Source organism: Vibrio wakamikoensis (assembly GCF_050337275.1).
Taxonomy (GTDB): Bacteria; Pseudomonadota; Gammaproteobacteria; order Enterobacterales; family Vibrionaceae; genus Vibrio; species Vibrio chaetopteri.
The window spans coordinates 157,915-176,403 of sequence record NZ_JAKJST010000021.1; the positions used below are offsets into that span (position 1 = coordinate 157,915).

Sequence of the window (18,489 nt, forward strand, 5' to 3'; positions counted from 1 at the left end):
ACTATAGACGACTGAGTATACTCACATTCACGGGTTCAAAGAAGTCTGATTAGTCAATTTTAGCTTCCTAAACCAAGTGCTCGCTCGTCTGTAAATAAAAACAACAGGAGAAAACGTCATGTCTACTATCACCACCCGCTGCCCACATTGCCAAGGTATGAATCGACTACCTGTCGATAGAATCGCCGAATCACCAAACTGTGGTCGCTGCAAGTCGCCTCTTCTTGACGGTGCGCCGATTGAAGGCACTGCAGATAACTTCTCAACGTTGTTGAATAGCGAGCAGCCTATTGTAGTCGATTTCTGGGCTACATGGTGCAATCCTTGCATCGGTTTTTCTCCGGTATTTCAACAAGTTGCAGAGGAGCGTCAAGGCAACGTCCGTTTTGTCAAAATTGATACCGAAGCGCAGCAACAACTCGCTGCACAGTTTCAAATCCGTAGCATCCCAACCATCATAGTATTTAAAGGTGGTCAAAGACTCGATACCATTAATGGGGCATTGCCGAAATCTCAGTTTGATCAATGGCTCAATCAGGCGCTCTCAAAAGGCTAGCTAACCTTCATAGCACTCGTTGGCAAATACTATTTATCAAAGGTCGGTTTATCAAAGGTCGGTCTTGTTAATTTTTGCTTGCGATAAGCAGAAGGTGAACAGCCGACCTGTTTTGTAAAACGATGGGTAAAGTTAAACGGGTCTCGGTAACCTAGTCGCTCGGCAATCATTGATACCGACCAATCGTTGTTTTCTAGAAGGTCGCAGGCTTTTTCCATTCTTAAATTGATCAGTCTGGCTCTTGGTGAAACGCCGTACAATTGCTTACTGATTCTCGAGAGCTGCTCTTCGCTCAAATAGGCTTTTGTCGCCATATCTTTGACTGTCCAAGGTAGGTGCAACTGTCCCTCTATCTGAGAAAACAGAGCCTGTACTCTCACCGTTGAGTCATTCGTTTGCGACTCAAACCCTGTAATCAAGCGACACAGCTCACTCACCAACAACTTACGGTAGCTCGAGCGCCCGCCAATCTCAACATACAGTAAGGTTATCAACGCCCAAATCCGTTCGCAGCCATTAAAAGGTAAAACCTTTTGACCAATCTTCGCAAACATGGTCCAGCGCTGAGTCGGTTTAGGCAAAAACCAAATCATGCGCCAATGATTATATTGAGGGTTGATTTCAAATCGGAACGAGGTATTCGCAGGCAGCACCACAATAGAATATGGTTCTATCGCTAACACTTCCGTTTTTGTGATCAGTACTCCTCCCCCTTCAATGGTAAAGAGAATGGTGTGGACATCCACCCCCTTACGCTCGACATGGTAGCCATCCAATAGGTTGGCCATTCCAGCCATAAAAATGTCTTCAGCGGCAAACTCAGGAACATCACTGGCAGATAAGAATCGCTCATCACAGTGTTCAGACAAATACACTTCGTCCACCCACTCTGTTTTGCTGTTAAATTGCTCAATGACGGATTTGCACAGGTTTTGTCTATTTTTGAACATGGTTTCACAATGCCGTTTTTTTTATATTAGCCACGTTTATCACCCAGTCACACTCCGTGATTTTCTTTTCTCTAATTCACTTAACTTTTTTCTAGTTCACTTAACTGGGAGGCAGCTATGACAACTCAACACCATCATAAGTCATCTAACGGTGTGGCTTCAAATCAACTCTTGTCCGCCGTTGTAAAACTTGGTTTCCCAGTTGCTATTCAGAGTGCGCTAGTGGCTATTTTGGCACTCGCCGATGTACTCATGGTGAGTGATATTGGTAAAGAAGCAACCGCAGCGGTGGGGATCGCCTCAAAGTGGCATTTTGTGGCGATTATGATCATGGCAGGCATGGCTTCGGCCAATGGTGTGCTGGTAGCTCAGTATTGGGGACGTGGTGACAAAACCAGCGCAAATACCATCACTCGACTATCAATGGTCTTTGGTGCCAAGTTACTTGTTCCCGTTACATTAGTGATTACGCTGTTCTCTAGTTACATCATGATGCTGCAAACCACGGATGGGCGTGTTATCGAACTAGGAGCCACTTACCTTTGGTATGCATTCCCAGTGCTTATCCTGACACATATTGTAATCGTTGCTGAATCCGCTATGCGATCTTCAGGCGATGCCGTAACACCACTGTTACTTGGTGCTTTAACCATAGCCATCAACATTGGACTTAACTTTTGGCTTATCAAAGGTGGCTGGGGTGTACCTGCGATGGGGGTAGCTGGAGCGGCTTTGGCAACAACTATTTCTCGGCTGATCCAAGTCATTTTTATCTGGGGCTACTTAAATCTGCGCCGTCATTGGTTGATCACCGAACAAGTACTAGACAACACAACACGTCTCTGGAACTCCTACAAATCACTTGCCGTTCCAACCACATTAAACGCCGTGCTGTGGGCAATGGGCACGCTGATGTATCAAGTGATTTTTGGCCATATGGGAACGACGGAACTCGCGGTATTTAGCATGATGGGACCGTTTGAATCGCTATGCTATTCCTTGTTCTTCGGGATCTCTGTCGCCTGTTCGATATTACTTGGACAATCTTTGGGTCGAGACGAGTTTGAACAGGCATTTAGCATGTCGCAGACCTTCATTAAAGCCGTATTGGTGTTTGGGCTGATGATTGGCTGTGGACTCCTGTTGGGGCGTGAAAGCATTTTATCTTGGCTAAACCTAGACACAGCTGAGCTCTACCCTATCGCTTCTCCAGCGATGGCCATCTTGTGCGGGGCAATTTGGCTGCGTATGCTCAATATGATCATCATTAACGGAATTCTGCGTGCGGGTGGTGATAACAAGTTCTGTTTGCGCATGGACTTCATTGCAATGTGGATGGTGGGCTTACCATTAACAGCAAGCGCCGCTTTTGTTCTTGGACTTGATTTTAAGTGGGTCTACGCGTGTATGCTATTTGAAGAAGTAGTGAAGTTTTCACTTTGCTTCCATCGTTACCTCAAGCGCTACTGGATGAACAACCTCACCCTTGCCAGCGCTTAGTCAAAGACGAAAAAAAGAGCAAAGCTCTCAACAGCTTTGCTCTATTAGTTACCTGCCGTCACTAGGCTCGCTCGAAGTGCGACAGAAGTTTAGGGTTGATCCTGTCATAACACTCATATTGCATCGCGTGACCTGCGTCTTCAAATACTTCGAGCTCGACGTTACTACCCAATAACTCTTTTACCCGTTCAGCATCTGATAGTGGAATCACCTTATCTTCCTTGCCCCATAGCAGTAACTTAGGTATCGCAAGTTTTCCGACTTCAGCGAAGTCATCAGTTGGATCTTTCGCAATCAAATGACGCCCAGTGCTAATTATCGCTCTTCGAAATCCCTTATACATCATCTGTTCACTGAACTTATCAGCCCAGTAAGGAAAACACTCGGGTTGCACTAGATCATTCGCCTGATTAGTTGGAAGCTTAGGAATGAACAACAGATAACCGAGCCATTTGCCAATTACAGGCAAAGTGAGAGGGCCAATATCCACCGGTTGATTGAAAGGCGCTACATAGCCGACGCTAAGAATATTACTCGGGTTTTTAGCCACAAAAGCCGAAGTGATTGCTCCCCCCATCGACAAACCAACAATATGGAATGGCTTATTCGGAGCCAATGTCTGTGTAAGCTGTCCAATTTGGTCGACAAACAGCTGCTTGTCATACTTTACATTGGGACGAGATGAATAACCGCGACCATACAAATCAAATGTTAAAACCCGATAACCCGCATTGGCGACCACTTTGCGATTATTGTCCCACATATACGAAGGCGCAGAGAAACCATGCACGAACACAACCAGAGGCGCATCCGGCGAACCTTCTAGTTGATAATGGATGTGGCCAAGCTGAGTCTCGATAAACTGACCAGGAGCTTCCGCACGATGCACCTCATTTAGCGAGTATGTCTCTTTGTTGACCATTAAGGGGAGTAGCGCTAAGAAGCAGAAAATGGCAATCAATGCCACGATTAAAGTCATTGCAAGTCTCGGTTTTTAATACGGAACGGTATTGTAGGAAGCCGAGCTTAATTTACTAGGTGCTAGGATTTCAAAACCATGAAACAAGGGCATAGTTAATCGACGCTACTATACATAATGCCGCCACATTCTGTTAGCGGCATTGGCAAATAGGCAACCGAGCTCTTATTGTATTAGCCTATGACAGGTAATTGCTCATTTCATGAAGTAGTTTCTCTCGTCTAACAGGTTTTGGTACATAGGCATCCATCCCTGCATCAAAACATTTCTGGATATCGTCATCGACAACACTAGCGGTCAGCGCAATGATGGGCGTTGGCGTCATTCCTTGCTGCTTTTCATAATCGCGAATGTCTTGTGTTGCTTCAAAGCCATCTTTCACTGGCATCATACAATCCATAAGAATGACGTCGTAGCGGCCGTTGCGCTGAAATAGCTCTACCGCTTCGGCACCATTGTCTGCGATGTCATACTGGTACCCTGCCTTCTCCAAGTGCAAAGAGGCGACTTTCTGGTTGACCAAATTGTCTTCCACTAACAAAACTTTAGTACTCGATATTTTTGCTGTTGCATTAATTGGGGCGCTATTGTCATTCTCAAGTTTGGGCTTTCGCTGACTAAGTTCAGTTTCAATATCAGCCACATTAGCAGTCTCAACATTGAAAGTTGTCTCCACATCTTGAGCAGGCACTTGTTGCCCATCTAGTTCCTGTTGTTTCAACTCAATCGCAGTCACAATTTTCTCTTTGAGAATCTCGGCCTTGAATGGCTTAGGAACATAATCGTCCATACCGGAATCAAAGCACTTCTGAATATCATCATCGACCACACTCGCAGTCAGAGCAATGATTGGCGTTCGAGTCAAACCGAGTCGCTGCTCAGTAGCGCGTATTTTTTCTGTTGCTTCAAAACCATCCATCACTGGCATCATGCAATCCATAAGGACAAAGGTGTAGTTCTGGTTTTTCTCAAACAGCGTTACCGCTTCTTGACCATCATTTGCGATGTCATACTCACAGCCAATTTTCTTGAGATGTAAGGTCGCCACTTTTTGGTTCACTAGATTATCTTCGACGAGTAACACGCGAATACGGTTATCAATGCTGGCGATTTGAGTACTCGTGTATACGCTACCCTGTGCCAATGCTTTACAACAGGCTTCGATGGATTTCAGTAGGCGATTGCCAAGCAGTGGATAAGTAATCAACGCACAAATATTACGACCAAAGTCTTTATTGGCGCTATCAAATTGTCTGATAAGGCAAATTGCAGTACCTCTCCCGTTAATGTCCGCGAAACGCTTGCTGTCTTCCTCAGAAGATGTACCGCCACCATCAACATAAATAAGGATGGTTTTTGAGTCTACTTTATCGAGGTTCAACTCAGCTAACGTCGGTGCGACGCTATCTACCGTCATACCATAAAATGCTAAGTCACGTTTGATTCGCTCCTCGTGGGAACCTGAGTTACATACCATCACCAGTTCATCAAAAAGAAGTGGGCTGCGATGTTGGTACTCTCTTTCATCAATGGCTAATGGCAACGTGAAGTAAAAACGGCTCCCAACGCCTTTTACGGAATCAAGTTGAATTTTGCCGCCCATGAGCTCGATTAGCTGGGTACTGATTGCAAGCCCGAGTCCAGTACCGCCAAACTGCCTTGTGGTTGAGTCATCTTCTTGAGCGAACGCTTCAAAGATTTTCGACTGTCTTGCTTTATCAATACCAATCCCAGAGTCTTTCACTTCAAATAACAAGTTCGCCAAATTGTCCGACTCACCCTGATACTGTACGCCGATGGTTACGCTGCCTTCCTCTGTAAACTTGACCGCATTGGACATAAAGTTCATCAATACTTGACGCATACGATGGTCATCGGCAAGCACACGGAATGGTACTTTGGCATCAATATCAACATTGAGCTCAATACCTTTTTCTTTCACTTTTGGTGCCACGATGGAGGCAATATCGTAAATGGTTTCGCGGATGGATGTAGAGTGAGGATTGATTTGCAGCATGCCCGACTCAATCTTAGAGAAGTCGAGTATATCGTTGATTAGGCTCAATAATAGATGTGACGATGTCTCAATGGTATCCACATAATCTTTTTGAGTTGCGGTTAAATCGGTATCGGAAAGGACTTCAGAAATACCAATCACACCATTCAAAGGGGTTCGAATTTCATGCGACATATTCGCCAAGAAACTGCTTTTCGCTTTACTCGCCTGAATGGCATCTTCTTTGGCTTGCTCTGCATCTTCTTTGGCTTCGAGTAATCGTCTTTCACCTTCTCGTCTTTCATGGGTAAGGCGCTCTACCTCTTTTGCAAAACGGCTGAGTTCATCCTTACCACCAATTGTTCGGCTCAATGACACCGCCTGCGTTTGATCTTCGTCTTTTTGTTCGAGGAAAGTGAGAACCAAACCAAGATTTCGCGTCACCCTAAGGGCTAAGCTAATACCTAAAAAAATCAACATGATAGTAAGCAATGTTACTACAGTTAGAAACGCAACCCGTTGTTGTTCAAACCCTGTTACTAAGGTTCTAATCTCTTGCCTCAATTGCTCTTCAATGGCTAAAGAGACACCTTGAATTAGATTGGAACGTAGATTCAGTGCGTCCAAACCTGCTTTGATTTCAGCACTACCAAGACTAGTAATACCTTCACTGCTTAGCAGAATATTTCTAAACAGGCTGCTCTCTTCAAATGCGGGGTTAGAGAAGGAATCCAGCAGTAAATTAACTTGCATAGGGTCAGCGTTGATCGCGACAAAACGTTCCACAAAAAGCTGCTGATTTTGAACTAAGTTAGCTATCTCCTGCTTACTGTATTGATCTCCTGTTTCTCCATCTTGGTAGGCTTGAACTAAGGTTTGGGTTTGCCAAATTTCTTCATTAGCCCAAAACACCAACCATTCAAGCTGAGATAGAGCGACCATATGCCCACTGACCACCGGCAAAACGCCCTTCGCAGGTGATTGTTCAATAATCATAATAATCTGTTTATAGGTATCGACCTGCCATTCCACCAGTTCTTGCTTTTCTATAAAATCGGCAGCTTCGGCAATGGAAACGACACTTTCCTGATAGTCATCAAGCAAACCAGATAAGCGAACAGCGACATCTGAAGGGAAAATTTCTGGTCCTAGGGATTTTAAGGTTTGTATCGAACTCGCAATATCAACAAGTCCCGCTGTTGGACGAGCGTCATGAGTTTTCGACTGTATATCGGACAACACTTCTGAATATCGAACTAAGCGCTCAACTTTTTCGAGGTCGCTAAGCTGGGCATTAAGGACGCTTATCTGCCTTGTCGCCAAGTAGACAATAAGTGCCATGGGTAATAGCACCAACAACAGCATCTTTTTCTTTACCGACAGGTTATTCCAAAACTCAAGTTTGTTCATTCCGTTGCCCAACACTTGTTAGCACAATAGTTTAGATACAGTAAGTCTAGGAAAACTATTGGTTTAGTCGAGTTAAATGACAAACTAATTTATAAATTGATAGAACTATATGGGTTAGCTCTCATCTTTATCTACTCATTGCTGTGCTTGCTCAGGGTCTAGATAGCGATTTAAGTTTGTTAAAAGCTTGTCCAACTCAGCAAGAGGGAGCGCTAAAGACTTGGGTTCTGTTAGCTGTACTGTCGCTTCTACAAATTGACGGATAGTAGGTAGCTGTTCGTAAAGTGGAGTGAAGAGACCGCTGGTGTGATCAACTTGCTTATCTAGCGCTTCAAGCGATGCTAGGGCAATTCGATACGGCTCTGATGCCAGTTCGCTCAGTGGTTCAGAAAATACTCCGGTCACCGCTCCCTGAAGATAGACACGATAAATCGTCAATCTATCAAATAAAACAAAGAGATTTCCTTGGGTTTCCTTGTGAGGATACGGCACAAACACATGCTGAAGCGGATCGTAGGATAGTTGAATAGCAAGTCCCGCTTGTTGGCAGCACTGCACTAAGTACTTTAGCAATCCTTGCTGATCGAGTAACCTCTGAACAGTAAAAACTCGATACAGATGATAATCGTTGGAGAGCAACGTAACCCTAATAGGACGACTACTAGGAGGTACTATCCCGCTTTCTGTCAGTTCTTTTGCCAATAGTTGAATATTTTCGACGGTATTGGTCGACGTGTCTTCAACTAAAATAGCGCCAATACCCTGAATGTCAGTTTCAGTCACAAGGCCTTGAAAATGTTCAAGCATTGCCGCTGCTTCTGAACGCGACTGTCCTTCGGTTATTCCACCGCAAAAAGTAACGATGGTAGTAGACATATCTTGGTTTTTAACGATTTCGGCAAGGGCTTCAACACGAGACTCGCCCTCTAGAGTTAACGTGTCCTGATTGAGGCGCTTGCCGAGCACGATAAGTAAGTTGTCGAATTCCTTTTCACTTACCATCTCAAATTAAACGATTTCCCATGAGTGAGTCATGGTGACGCCTTCAGCAAGCATAAGACAAACTGAGCAATACTTTTCTAACGAGTCCTTCGTGACCTTTTCGACCAACGCTTCATCGAGTTGATTGCCTGACACAACAAAGTGGATGTTCACTGCAGTGAAGATACGTGGTGCCGTCTCACGGCGTTCTGTCGTCAATTTAGCGGTACAAGCGGTAACATCTTGATTTACCGATTTAAGACCATCAACCACGTCTACCGAGCTGCATCCACCGGCTGCCATCAACACCATCTCCATTGGACTTGGCGCTGTTTCGCCGCCGCTACCGTCCATAACGATGGAATGACCTGACTGAGATTGACCTAAAAATTTGAATCCTTCGATCCATTTCACTTCCGCTTGCATATAAACCTCTGCATGGTAATTGGGAATTACGGCAAAGATAGTAACCCGTCACGTTGTGAATTTGAAAGTTTTTGCGCGTTTGTTGTGTCTTATTAAGAAATTAGACCACCACGTCTTAGGAGTAACTATGACAAACTTAGCCAAACTACTTCTTTCACTCGTTGTCGCGGTACCTGCGCTGTTTGCCCTCACTAGCCATTCAGGCATGGCAAATAGCCAAAAGCCTAATGCAACAGCGCCGCAAGTCGCAACATTAGCAGGCGGCTGCTTTTGGTGCACCGAGTCAGACCTCGAACAGCTCGACGGCGTTGTTGATGTTGTTTCCGGTTACGCGGGCGGGACTTTGGAAAAACCAACCTACCGACAAGTTGCTAGTGGACAGACCGAGCACATTGAAGTGATTCAGGTAACGTTTGATGCTGATGTCGTCAGCTACGAGCAAGTACTCGACCATTTCTTTAGACACATTGACCCTACAGACGACAAAGGATCGTTCGTAGATAGAGGGGCGCAATACCGACCTGCCGTTTTCTACCACAACGGCGAGCAGAAAGCGGTGGCTCAATCATTTATGGCTGAAATCGACGCGCTTGGTGTGTACAAAAAGCCGCTCGCGACAGAGTTGATTGAACATACAACGTTTTGGCTCGCGGAAGATTACCATCAGGACTATTACAAAAACAGCAGCTTGAAATACAAGTACTATCGCTACAACTCAGGCCGAGACCAGTATTTAGACGACATCTTTGGGGACGACCGTAAGGACAAACCAGTTACCCTTAGAGAGATGATAAATCGCAACAACCAACCTGCAGCACAAGTGTACATGCGCCCTACGGATAAAGATATTAAGGAGACCTTGACGGCATTACAGTTTTACGTGACTCAAGAAGACGGTACCGAAAGACCTTTTGACAACACATATTGGGATAACAAAGCAGACGGTATCTATGTCGATGTCGTGACCGGAGAACCACTGTTCTCTTCTACCGACAAGTACAAGTCTGGTACCGGTTGGCCAAGTTTCACTAAGCCTATTGATGAGCGTTACATTGTCACGACAACAGACTACAAACTTCTATATCCGAGAACTGAAGTTCGTAGCAAATTTGGAGATTCACACCTTGGACACGTATTTAAAGACGGCCCTGCTCCAACAGGCCTACGCTACTGTATGAACTCTGCCGCGTTGCGATTTGTACCGAAAAAGCTTCTCGCGCAGCAAGGCTATGAAGAGTTCCTACCTTTGTTCGACAAGTAAGTTTGGCGAAGCGTACCTATGCTGCAAGCGCGGAGCTAACATTAAAACTTGAACGCACGCGACATCGATGATCATTCCAGATGTCGCGTTTCTTTATCTGCGCTATACAAATGATTACTATGAAAAATACCCACAATCACTGATAATTAACCTATTGATAATTAACAAGTGTCGTCTCAATGAACGGTTCAATGGAATTTTTACAGCGCTACGTCGAGTCATTTGGCTATGATTGGCTTAGCAATGTTTTGCTCATCACCGCTGGCAGTTTTGTTCTCTGGCTTGCCTGGCGTGTTATTTATGGTCGCTTAGAAGCGATTACCGCAAAAACCCAGCTCGCATGGGATGACCTCGTTATTCGAGCTTTAAAAACTCCCGTCAGTACGCTTATCTGGGTTTGGCCTGCTACCGTCTCCGTTGGGCTAATTGTCGCTTCACATTCTGATAAGGACACCATTTGGCTTGGTAAGATCGACCTTATCTTAGTCATCACCACCTTTATCTGGATATCACTGCGTCTGATTCAAAATGTCGAAGAACATGTTTTAGAGCAGAAAAAGCGCGACGAGACGACAGTACAGGCCATTGCTAAAGTTGCTCGATTGTTTTTTGTGACCATCGGTATTCTTACCATCATGCAAGCTCTGGGGCTGAGCCTCTCAGGTCTACTTACGTTTGGTGGTGTCGGTGGTTTGATTGTCGGTTTGGCCGCTAAAGATCTCCTGTCTAACTTTTTCGGCGGTATGATGATTTACTTCGACCGCCCTTTTAAAGTCGGAGATTGGATCCGCTCTCCAGATCGCGCTATCGAGGGGACTGTCGAGCGCATTGGCTGGCGTATGACCATCATTCGAACGTTTGATAAAAGACCGCTTTACGTACCAAACTCCGTATTTAGTAATATCGTGGTTGAAAACCCGTCCCGAATGTTAAACCGTCGTATCTATGAGAAGATTGGCCTACGTTACGATGATGGTGACAAGATGGAAGCCATTGTCGATGACGTTAAGATAATGCTTGAAGGCCACAAAGACATTGATAGTCGCCAAACCTTGATGGTTAATTTTGACGCCTTTGGTCCATCATCACTCAACTTTTTTATTTATACCTTCACTAAGACAGTGAACTGGGCACGCTACCATGAAGTGAAGCAAGACGTCCTGCTGCAAGTTATGGGGATAATAAAGAGTCATGGCGCCGATATCGCCTATCCTACGCAAACACTAAAGATCGATCCCGTTATCATGGCAAATGACGAGGCTCAATCCAAGCATATTATTCAGCCGTAATCTTGCGAAATTGAAAAAGGGCTCATTCGAGCCCTTTTTGCTATTCGAAGCATAAAACCTATCGAAGTGTAAAACTTAAGTTAAATCACACCCAGCTCACGCAAGCGTTCCATAAGATAGCTGTTCGCCGTGTATTTTTCTGAAAGCACTACTTCCGGTTTAGGATGCAAAAAAAGTGGCAGCGAAATACGTGATGTTTCCTGTTTTTCTCCCGACGGATTGATTACACGGTGTGTGGTAGAAGGAAAATACCCACCGCTCGCTTCTTGAAGCATATCGCCGATATTGATAATAAGATTACCAAAATCGCAAGGGACGTCTAACCATTCACCCTCTTTGCTTAGCACTTGAAGTCCTGGCTCGTTAGCTGCAGGCAGTACGGTAAGAAGGTTTATATCTTCATGGGCAGCCGCGCGGATAGCCCCTGGCTCTTCTTCCCCTGTCATTGGTGGGTAATGCAATACGCGAAGAAGCGTCTTCCCACTGCCATTGATCATTTCTGACAGTGCAATAGAGAACTTTTCCTGCACTTCCACTGGCGCATGCGCCTCTACCCAGCCCAGCAACTCTTTGGCAAAGCTGTTCGCTTTATCATAGTACTCAAGAATTTGAGCACGCAACTCTGGTGGGATCTGACCCCAAGGGTATACGTGGAAGTACTCTTTAATGTCTTTGACACTGTGGCCTTTTGCTACTTCCGACACAGTCGGCGGAAAGTAGCCATCTTGAGTTTCTACATTAAATTGGTAGTCGTTTTTCTTCTCCGACATAAAAAACTGATACCAGTTTTCGTAAATAGACTCCACAAGCTGCTGGGGAATTGGATGGTTTTTAAGCACGCCAAACCCTGTTTCGCGTAGCGATGTGACAAACTTCTCTGCGGCATCTGCCGCTTGATAATCGACGGTTTCTAATTTCATGACTTTACTTTCTTATCGTTATAGTGCAACGCCGATGTTAAAAAAAAGTGCGACCTTTTACAAAGATTCTCATGTCACAGTTTGTCATCGAGTTACTCTTTTGTGCACTTGATCGCCAATTAAACACAATTAGTAATTGAACAGCGTTTTATTATACCTATACTAAGCTTACTCCATTCTGTATAGATAAGTTAACGCATGAATTATCAAAGCTCGACCCGTTTTTGTACTAGCCTTACCTTACTTAGCGGACTCTACTGCTTAGTGTTTCTGTTTTCCGCAATCGCGCCGAGTTCACGGGCAGTGTGGGTCGCCGAAATCATTCCTGCGGTTGGCATTCTTGTCTGTATTTGGTTGGTTTCAAGAAAGTTTCAATTCTCTAAACTGGCTTACCTATTGATGTTCATTTGGCTGTCATTACACACCATTGGCGCTAAGTACACCTTTGCGGAAGTACCGTTTGATTGGTTCAATCAGTTGATTGGCTCGGAGCGTAACAACTTTGATCGTGTCGCCCACTTTTCCATTGGCCTCTATGCCTTTCCCGTTGCCGAATATGTCTACCGCACTCGCGTTATGAACAAACTGCCTGCCATGATGTTTGCCCTCTTCGCTATCATGAGCTTAGCGGCGGCGTATGAGATCATTGAATGGTGGTACGCCGCGCTCGCTGGCGGCGATGAAGGAATTGCCTTTTTGGGCTCGCAAGGGGATATTTGGGACGCACAAAAAGATATGCTGTGCGACACGCTCGGAGCGATAACAGCATTAAGCCTGTTTTGGCTTACCTCGCCAACTAGGGATTAACGTGCTGTTTGAGCCAATTGAGGTAAGGTCGATAGCCTGCCTCAATCGGCAGGGCGACCACTTGTGGTACTTCGTAATCATGATTAGCCACAATGGTTCGTTCTAGCTTTGAATAAGCCTCGTTGGTGGATTTGATAATCAACAGCACTTCTTCATCACAGCACAATTTTCCATCCCAAACATAGTTACTTTCAATCTGTTGGGTTTGGATACAGGCCGCGAGACGCGATTCCAGCAAAACTTTGATCAAGCGGTCTGCTTGCTGCTTAGACCCTACTGTTGTCAGCACCGTAATAGCGTTTGATTTCATCAAATCCTTCCTATTTCATCCGTACTTTGCCACCAATCATTTTGATCGATGGCGCTCCTCGTATCAGCATTTCTCTACCGAAAATAGTGTTGCATTCTGGGCACACACCGACGGCTGTCGTATAGTCTTCGGTAATGCGCTCTCGAAAACACTTTACCAAGGAACCTTTGCCACCCTTTCTGTAGCGATACAATTTGCAGCCACATTTGGCACAGAAAATATCTACCGATTTGGTGGGTAGCTTTTTATTCGGTTTCGCCATGGCTACTCAGACACCTCTTGGTTGTCTGGCTTCACCCATACTTTACTAAAATCAAACCAACCAAGCGCGTTACATTTTGCGTTTTGCAAGCTACCACAATGATCTTTACTAATGCCCAGCCAGCAATGGAACAGAGGTATCACTTGAGCATGCTGTACCAGTTGCTTACCAATTTCTTGTGCTGGGAACTTAGTGTCGGCTTGACTTAACCACCCGGTCACAAGCGCACGCCAACCAGCAAATTCCTCAGGCTTGGCCATTTTCTCAATATCACTGTAATCCAGCAACCAACCTGCAAGGGCATCTTCTCGATTGCTGGCAATACCCATTGGACGAATCCAAATATCAACATCATGAATGTCTGGAGCATCGACTCCATAGCGAATAAATTTTGCGCGTATTCCATCCTTCTTTAATAAGGCGTCAATAGCTACCGAGATTTCTGGGAACGTGGGATGCTCAGCATAATAAGCGATGCGGATCTCGCCATCAAACTCATCTGCTGTGAGGTTTATGTCGGTAACTTTGACATCACCATCGTCTGCTGGAATGTCTATTGGTTGATGATACCAGCCCGGCTTCATACCATGAGCGGGGATCATACCCAGCTCTTTAATCGTATCTTCTGGCAGTTTTTGAAAAATAGCTAACGAGTTCAATCGCTTGGTTAAATAGCGCGCCCACCTATCGTGTTTCGCCACACCAGAAACTCGATTTAACAACAAGTAAGTGCAACCAGGGTCGAGATCGATGCCATCTTGAATATCAGAACGAGCGCCAGCGATTGGGTCAGCAAGACTTGGGAAAACCATGGTCGAATGGACTTCATCAATCACCCATACTTCAACTGTATCAAGTAACGGTCGATAGCCAAAATAGCCATCAAAAGCCGTTAAGATAAGGCGCTTGTCGTTGTTGGTAGTGACGGAATAAGGCCCAGTACCGATGGGGTATCGGTCGAAGTCCTCGCCTCGCATTGACTCTGGCGGCAAAATCTTCGCCATATTTTCAGCAAACAACTGAGGCGCGCGATGATCTGGCTGAGTGAAGCTGACATCGATCACCCAAGGTGAAGGTGATACTACCTGGCTTAAATGCTGGAACAAATTGGCGGATTTAAGGGACTCAATACTGCAGATAATATGTTCGAGCTTAAGCAGTTCCCCATTGTGAAACCGCACGCCCGGACGAATGTAGAATCGCCAATCCGTCTTACTGACTTGCTGCCAGTGATGCGCTAAGTCTGGCTGGAGCTCATCGTTTTCATCAAACTTGGTAAGGCCGCTAAACACCTGACGTGCGATATGAATTTCTGATCGGCGCATCGGTTTTTTCGGGTTAAGCATGGATAACGGACGATAATACGGCAAGCGAATGACCTGCTTACCATCCGCTTGAGATACGCCCAGGTAACTTTGGATCACGCTTGATAGACGATTGGCATCTTTATCAAGAACGTTTAGCGCGTGACCAATGCGGCCTTCTTCCAAATAACGACGCGCCAGTGTTTCACTCACATCATTACGATTTTGTTTAAAAATCAGTTTTGAGAGTTTGCCGCGCCCGGCAGCAGGATGCCACTCGATCCACCCCTCTTCTTCCAGTTTGTTTAAGACAATTCGAGCATTACGGCGGGTGCAAAACAAAATACCAGTGACGTCATCAAGCTGAGTATCAGCATTTTCACCAGAAAAGTGTTCAAACAAGATTTCGAATTGCTTTCGAAGACGAGGGCTGCCCATAAAGAGGAAATTCCATTAATGCTTTTGCCATTAAGTTTCCTCTTTATAAACATAATTAGCAAGTTACACGCGCATGATCTCGATGCTACATGCCTCAGAAATGGCCTTTACCTGAGATTCATCGTCCAGTTTGATTGACCATTTACATTCTGCACCGTTTGCAGACAGGATACAGGCAGGCAAAATCAGCTGCAGTGCATCGACTTGAGACTGCAAAGTGATTTGACCAACTTGATAGCGAACCACGACTTCATGCGGGGTAACAATCACCTTGCCCGAGGAAATATCGATAACCATTACTTGCCCTTTTTATTCTTTTTCACTGCAATCGTCAGGCGACTGGTACACACTAAACGTTGCTTTTCATCGGTAATATCTATTTGCCAAACCTGCGTAGAAACACCAAGGTGCATGGGTTTAGCGGTACCAATGACAAACCCAGATCGCATCGCTCTAATATGGTTGGCATTGATGTCCAGACCAACACAATAATGGTCATCGTCGACGCAAAAATTGGCCGCCAAAGAACCAAGCGTCTCTGCCAGTACCACCGACGCCCCACCATGCAACATACCTAAAGGTTGATGAGTAAAGCTGCACACTGGCATGGTTGCCGACAAGGTATTGTCGCTAAAGTCCGTGTATTCGATTTGAAGATGCTCCATAAGCGTATTCTTAGATGTGCGATTAAGCGCCTCTAAAGAGATATTCTTCTTCCAAATACTCATCGATAAATCCTATACTTAGCTGATTGAATGATAGGAATGATGCCTTCAGTTACCCAGAAAGGCAAACATCTCACAAGGACAAGGGAGTCTTCACCATGAAACGTTGGACAAAGGTGTGCTGCAGCGCTGCCGTAACCGTCGCTATTGCAGCTTGTTCGTCGTCTCCAACTGGACGTAGCCAGATTATACTTTTCTCAGACGCTCAAATGAGCGACCTCGGAGCTCAATCATTCGAGCAGATGAAGAAAGAGCTAAAAATCAGTAACAACAAGCGAGTCAATGAATACGTGCAATGTGTAGCGAAAGCCATCACGGATCATGTCCCACCGCAACCGGACTTTTCTCAATGGGAAGTGGTCGTGTTCGACTCTGAGCAAGTGAATGCGTTTGCTCTGCCCGGTGGTAAAATTGGCGTTTATACTGGGTTATTGGATGTTGCGGTAAATCAAGACCAATTAGCAACCGTCATTGGCCACGAAGTCGCTCACGTATTAGCTGATCACAGCAACGAACGTTTATCACAATCTCAGCTCGCGAACGCTGGCCTTCAAGTAACAAGCGTAGCGCTTGGCGGCTCCCAATATAAAGACGTCACAATGGCAGCACTTGGCGTAGGTGTTCAATATGGCGTGATTTTACCATATGGCCGTACTCAGGAGTCAGAAGCCGATATCGTTGGTCTAGAGCTTATGGCGAAAAGCGGCTTCGACCCATTTCAAAGTGTTGAGCTGTGGAAAAACATGGCGAAAGCATCTGGAGGAAACCAACCACCGGAGCTTCTCTCTACTCACCCATCTCACGATACGCGCATTTCAGATTTGAAGGCCAAAGCGGATCAACTCCCTGCATACGACATTTCACACCCTACCTGTAAAAAGGCCTAAACGCTGATTTTCGCCGGGTATTCTTTACCCGGCACTTGTCTCTTTTTGTGAATCCTTCCCCCTTTTTTAAAATGCAACCAGCCTCATAGACAATGACTGTATCATTTTTGAGCATTTCTTCTTTTAATTTACGTAACTGTTACATATAGTTAACAACAGGTCTGACAAGTCGCACTAATTAGTCACTCAAAGATGCGACAGATCAGATCCCCTACATTTATGAAAGGACGACTAAATGAAAAGAAGAATGCTGCTGACACCAATAGCGCTCGCTGTTGCTGCTCCCACCGTCTTTGCTGCTGGATTTCAGGCAAACGAACACTCCGCATCCGGTCTAGGGCGCGCCTTTTCTGGTGAAGGTGCCGTTGCCGATAATGCGAGTGTTTTAGCTCGTAACCCTGCTGCAATGACCTTGTTTGATACCGCACAGTTCTCCGGTGCCATTTCAGTGGTGGATCCGCAGGTTGACGTGACACAAACCTCCCCTATTAATCAAACATCTAAAGATGTTGCTCCGACCCAACTAGTGCCAGGTGCTTATTACATCAGCCCTATTAATGATAATTGGGCGTGGGGACTTGGTTTATTTACCAACTACGGCGTTGCGACTGACTATCCAGATGGCATTTACGCTGGCGATCTCGCGGGTGACACCTCTCTTATTACCGTCAGTCTTAACCCGAATATCGCCTATCGTATTAACGAATCATTTTCTGTGGGTGCAGGGGTGAACCTGACTCACGCCGAGGCTGAACTCACCCGTCATAAAGGCGGTCTAGCTCCAGCGTTTGGCGGAGGTAATCCAAGTGACAACCTTATCGGTCTTAAAGGCGATACATTTGGTTACGGTTGGAACGTAGGCGCTCTATACGAAATTAACGAAAACAATCGCCTTGCACTGACCTACCGCTCTGCAGTAGACCTAGAGTTCAAAGATGGTGAGTTCTCGAGCTACGATTCTGGTATTGCGACCAAACCGACAGTTGATGGACGTTTAGACGTCACCTTGCCATCGATTTGGGAGCTATCGGGTTATCACAAATTCGCAGAGAAATGGGCGCTTCACTACAGCTGGTTTAGAACCGAATGGAGCAGCTTTACTGAGCTAAAAGCAACTTCACCCGATTGTAACGATGGAACTGCTGGGCAGTGTTTCTATAAGAAGGAAGACTACGACGACAACGATCGTTACTCACTTGGCTTTACCCATTACCTAAATCAGGACTGGACAATTCGAGCAGGCTTCGCTCTTGATCAACAAGCAGGTAAAACCACATTAAGCATCCCAGATACCGACCGCTATTGGTATTCCGCAGGGTTTACTTATCAGTGGAACCCCAATCTATCATTTGATGCTGGTATCACCTACATCCAAGGTAAATCAGGTTCGTTCACCGAAGAGAACGCCGCTGGTGAAGTGCTAACGTTCGATGCCTCATCATCTGCCGCTATTGGTGCGCTCCAAGTTAACTATGTATTCAATTAATG

Annotated in this window: 18 protein-coding genes; 7 read left to right on the forward strand and 11 right to left on the reverse strand. The window is 45.5% G+C overall.

All coding sequences use genetic code 11. From position 1 onward, the window contains the following. The first annotated feature begins 118 nt into the window (after nucleotides 1-118). The gene (gene trxC / locus L4C42_RS12960) at nucleotides 119-556 is read left to right on the forward strand and encodes a thioredoxin TrxC (protein WP_353499383.1); all 438 of its coding nucleotides are present in this window, start codon (nucleotides 119-121) and stop codon (nucleotides 554-556) included. 29 nt (nucleotides 557-585) lie between these two features. Here trxC and L4C42_RS12965 read toward each other — a convergent pair whose 3' ends face one another. Beyond that, nucleotides 586-1,506, reverse strand: a complete 921-nt coding sequence (locus tag L4C42_RS12965) for an AraC family transcriptional regulator (RefSeq protein ID WP_353499384.1) — start codon at nucleotides 1,504-1,506, stop codon at nucleotides 586-588. Between the two features lie 117 nt (nucleotides 1,507-1,623). Between L4C42_RS12965 and L4C42_RS12970 the strand changes: the two genes are divergently transcribed. Beyond that, nucleotides 1,624-3,006 carry an MATE family efflux transporter gene (locus L4C42_RS12970; protein WP_353499385.1) on the forward strand — a complete coding sequence of 461 codons (1,383 nt, stop codon included), beginning with the start codon at nucleotides 1,624-1,626 and terminating at the stop codon, nucleotides 3,004-3,006. A gap of 61 nt (nucleotides 3,007-3,067) precedes the next feature. Here the strand turns inward: L4C42_RS12970 and L4C42_RS12975 are convergent, their stop codons facing one another. The 4 genes from L4C42_RS12975 to L4C42_RS12990 form a co-directional block, all read right to left on the reverse strand. After that, nucleotides 3,068-3,985 carry an alpha/beta fold hydrolase gene (locus L4C42_RS12975; protein ID WP_353499386.1) on the reverse strand — a complete coding sequence of 306 codons (918 nt, stop codon included), beginning with the start codon at nucleotides 3,983-3,985 and terminating at the stop codon, nucleotides 3,068-3,070. 178 nt (nucleotides 3,986-4,163) lie between these two features. Then, nucleotides 4,164-7,391 (reverse strand): response regulator, encoded by a 3,228-nt coding sequence (locus tag L4C42_RS12980; RefSeq protein WP_429760763.1) that lies wholly within the window; start codon nucleotides 7,389-7,391, stop codon nucleotides 4,164-4,166. 135 nt (nucleotides 7,392-7,526) lie between these two features. After that, entirely contained in the window at nucleotides 7,527-8,393 is an 867-nt protein-coding gene (locus tag L4C42_RS12985; protein WP_353499388.1) for a YdcF family protein, read from the reverse strand. Nucleotides 8,394-8,399: 6 nt separating this feature from the next. Next, the gene (locus tag L4C42_RS12990; protein WP_353499389.1) at nucleotides 8,400-8,798 is read right to left on the reverse strand and encodes an OsmC family protein; all 399 of its coding nucleotides are present in this window, start codon (nucleotides 8,796-8,798) and stop codon (nucleotides 8,400-8,402) included. A gap of 127 nt (nucleotides 8,799-8,925) precedes the next feature. Here L4C42_RS12990 and msrB point away from each other — a divergent pair, with 127 nt between their 5' ends. Then, the gene (msrB, locus tag L4C42_RS12995; protein WP_429760765.1) at nucleotides 8,926-10,059 is read left to right on the forward strand and encodes a peptide-methionine (R)-S-oxide reductase MsrB; all 1,134 of its coding nucleotides are present in this window, start codon (nucleotides 8,926-8,928) and stop codon (nucleotides 10,057-10,059) included. A 191-nt stretch (nucleotides 10,060-10,250) separates the two neighbouring features. After that, nucleotides 10,251-11,348, forward strand: coding sequence for a mechanosensitive ion channel family protein (locus L4C42_RS13000; protein WP_353499391.1), 1,098 nt, complete (start codon nucleotides 10,251-10,253; stop codon nucleotides 11,346-11,348). 80 nt (nucleotides 11,349-11,428) lie between these two features. On the opposite strand, the gene L4C42_RS13005 is transcribed toward L4C42_RS13000, so the two are convergent. After that, nucleotides 11,429-12,268 carry an isopenicillin N synthase family dioxygenase gene (locus L4C42_RS13005; protein ID WP_418642938.1) on the reverse strand — a complete coding sequence of 280 codons (840 nt, stop codon included), beginning with the start codon at nucleotides 12,266-12,268 and terminating at the stop codon, nucleotides 11,429-11,431. A gap of 198 nt (nucleotides 12,269-12,466) precedes the next feature. On the opposite strand from L4C42_RS13005, the gene L4C42_RS13010 reads away from it, so the two are divergent. Beyond that, nucleotides 12,467-13,075 carry a DUF2238 domain-containing protein gene (locus tag L4C42_RS13010; RefSeq protein WP_418642937.1) on the forward strand — a complete coding sequence of 203 codons (609 nt, stop codon included), beginning with the start codon at nucleotides 12,467-12,469 and terminating at the stop codon, nucleotides 13,073-13,075. On the opposite strand, the gene cutA is transcribed toward L4C42_RS13010, so the two are convergent. The 5 genes from cutA to L4C42_RS13035 form a co-directional block, all read right to left on the reverse strand. Then, on the reverse strand, nucleotides 13,065-13,385 hold the full coding sequence (cutA, locus tag L4C42_RS13015; RefSeq protein WP_112462632.1) for a divalent-cation tolerance protein CutA: 321 nt from the start codon (nucleotides 13,383-13,385) through the stop codon (nucleotides 13,065-13,067). The genes L4C42_RS13010 and cutA overlap by 11 nt on opposite strands. Nucleotides 13,386-13,395: 10 nt before the next feature. Beyond that, the gene (locus L4C42_RS13020; protein WP_353499393.1) at nucleotides 13,396-13,647 is read right to left on the reverse strand and encodes a hypothetical protein; all 252 of its coding nucleotides are present in this window, start codon (nucleotides 13,645-13,647) and stop codon (nucleotides 13,396-13,398) included. Nucleotides 13,648-13,649: 2 nt separating this feature from the next. Next, nucleotides 13,650-15,389, reverse strand: a complete 1,740-nt coding sequence (locus L4C42_RS13025) for an SgrR family transcriptional regulator (protein ID WP_353499394.1) — start codon at nucleotides 15,387-15,389, stop codon at nucleotides 13,650-13,652. Between the two features lie 63 nt (nucleotides 15,390-15,452). Continuing rightward, nucleotides 15,453-15,686, reverse strand: coding sequence for a DUF3389 family protein (locus L4C42_RS13030; protein WP_353499395.1), 234 nt, complete (start codon nucleotides 15,684-15,686; stop codon nucleotides 15,453-15,455). Beyond that, nucleotides 15,686-16,117, reverse strand: coding sequence for a hotdog fold thioesterase (locus L4C42_RS13035; protein ID WP_042495708.1), 432 nt, complete (start codon nucleotides 16,115-16,117; stop codon nucleotides 15,686-15,688). The genes L4C42_RS13030 and L4C42_RS13035 overlap by 1 nt, the downstream gene beginning before the upstream one ends. Nucleotides 16,118-16,212: 95 nt before the next feature. Between L4C42_RS13035 and L4C42_RS13040 the strand changes: the two genes are divergently transcribed. Next, entirely contained in the window at nucleotides 16,213-17,001 is a 789-nt protein-coding gene (locus tag L4C42_RS13040; RefSeq protein WP_353499396.1) for a M48 family metallopeptidase, read from the forward strand. A gap of 235 nt (nucleotides 17,002-17,236) precedes the next feature. Beyond that, a complete protein-coding gene (locus L4C42_RS13045; RefSeq protein WP_353499397.1) occupies nucleotides 17,237-18,487 on the forward strand; it encodes an outer membrane protein transport protein in 1,251 nt (416 codons plus the stop codon). Nucleotides 18,488-18,489 lie beyond the last annotated feature (2 nt).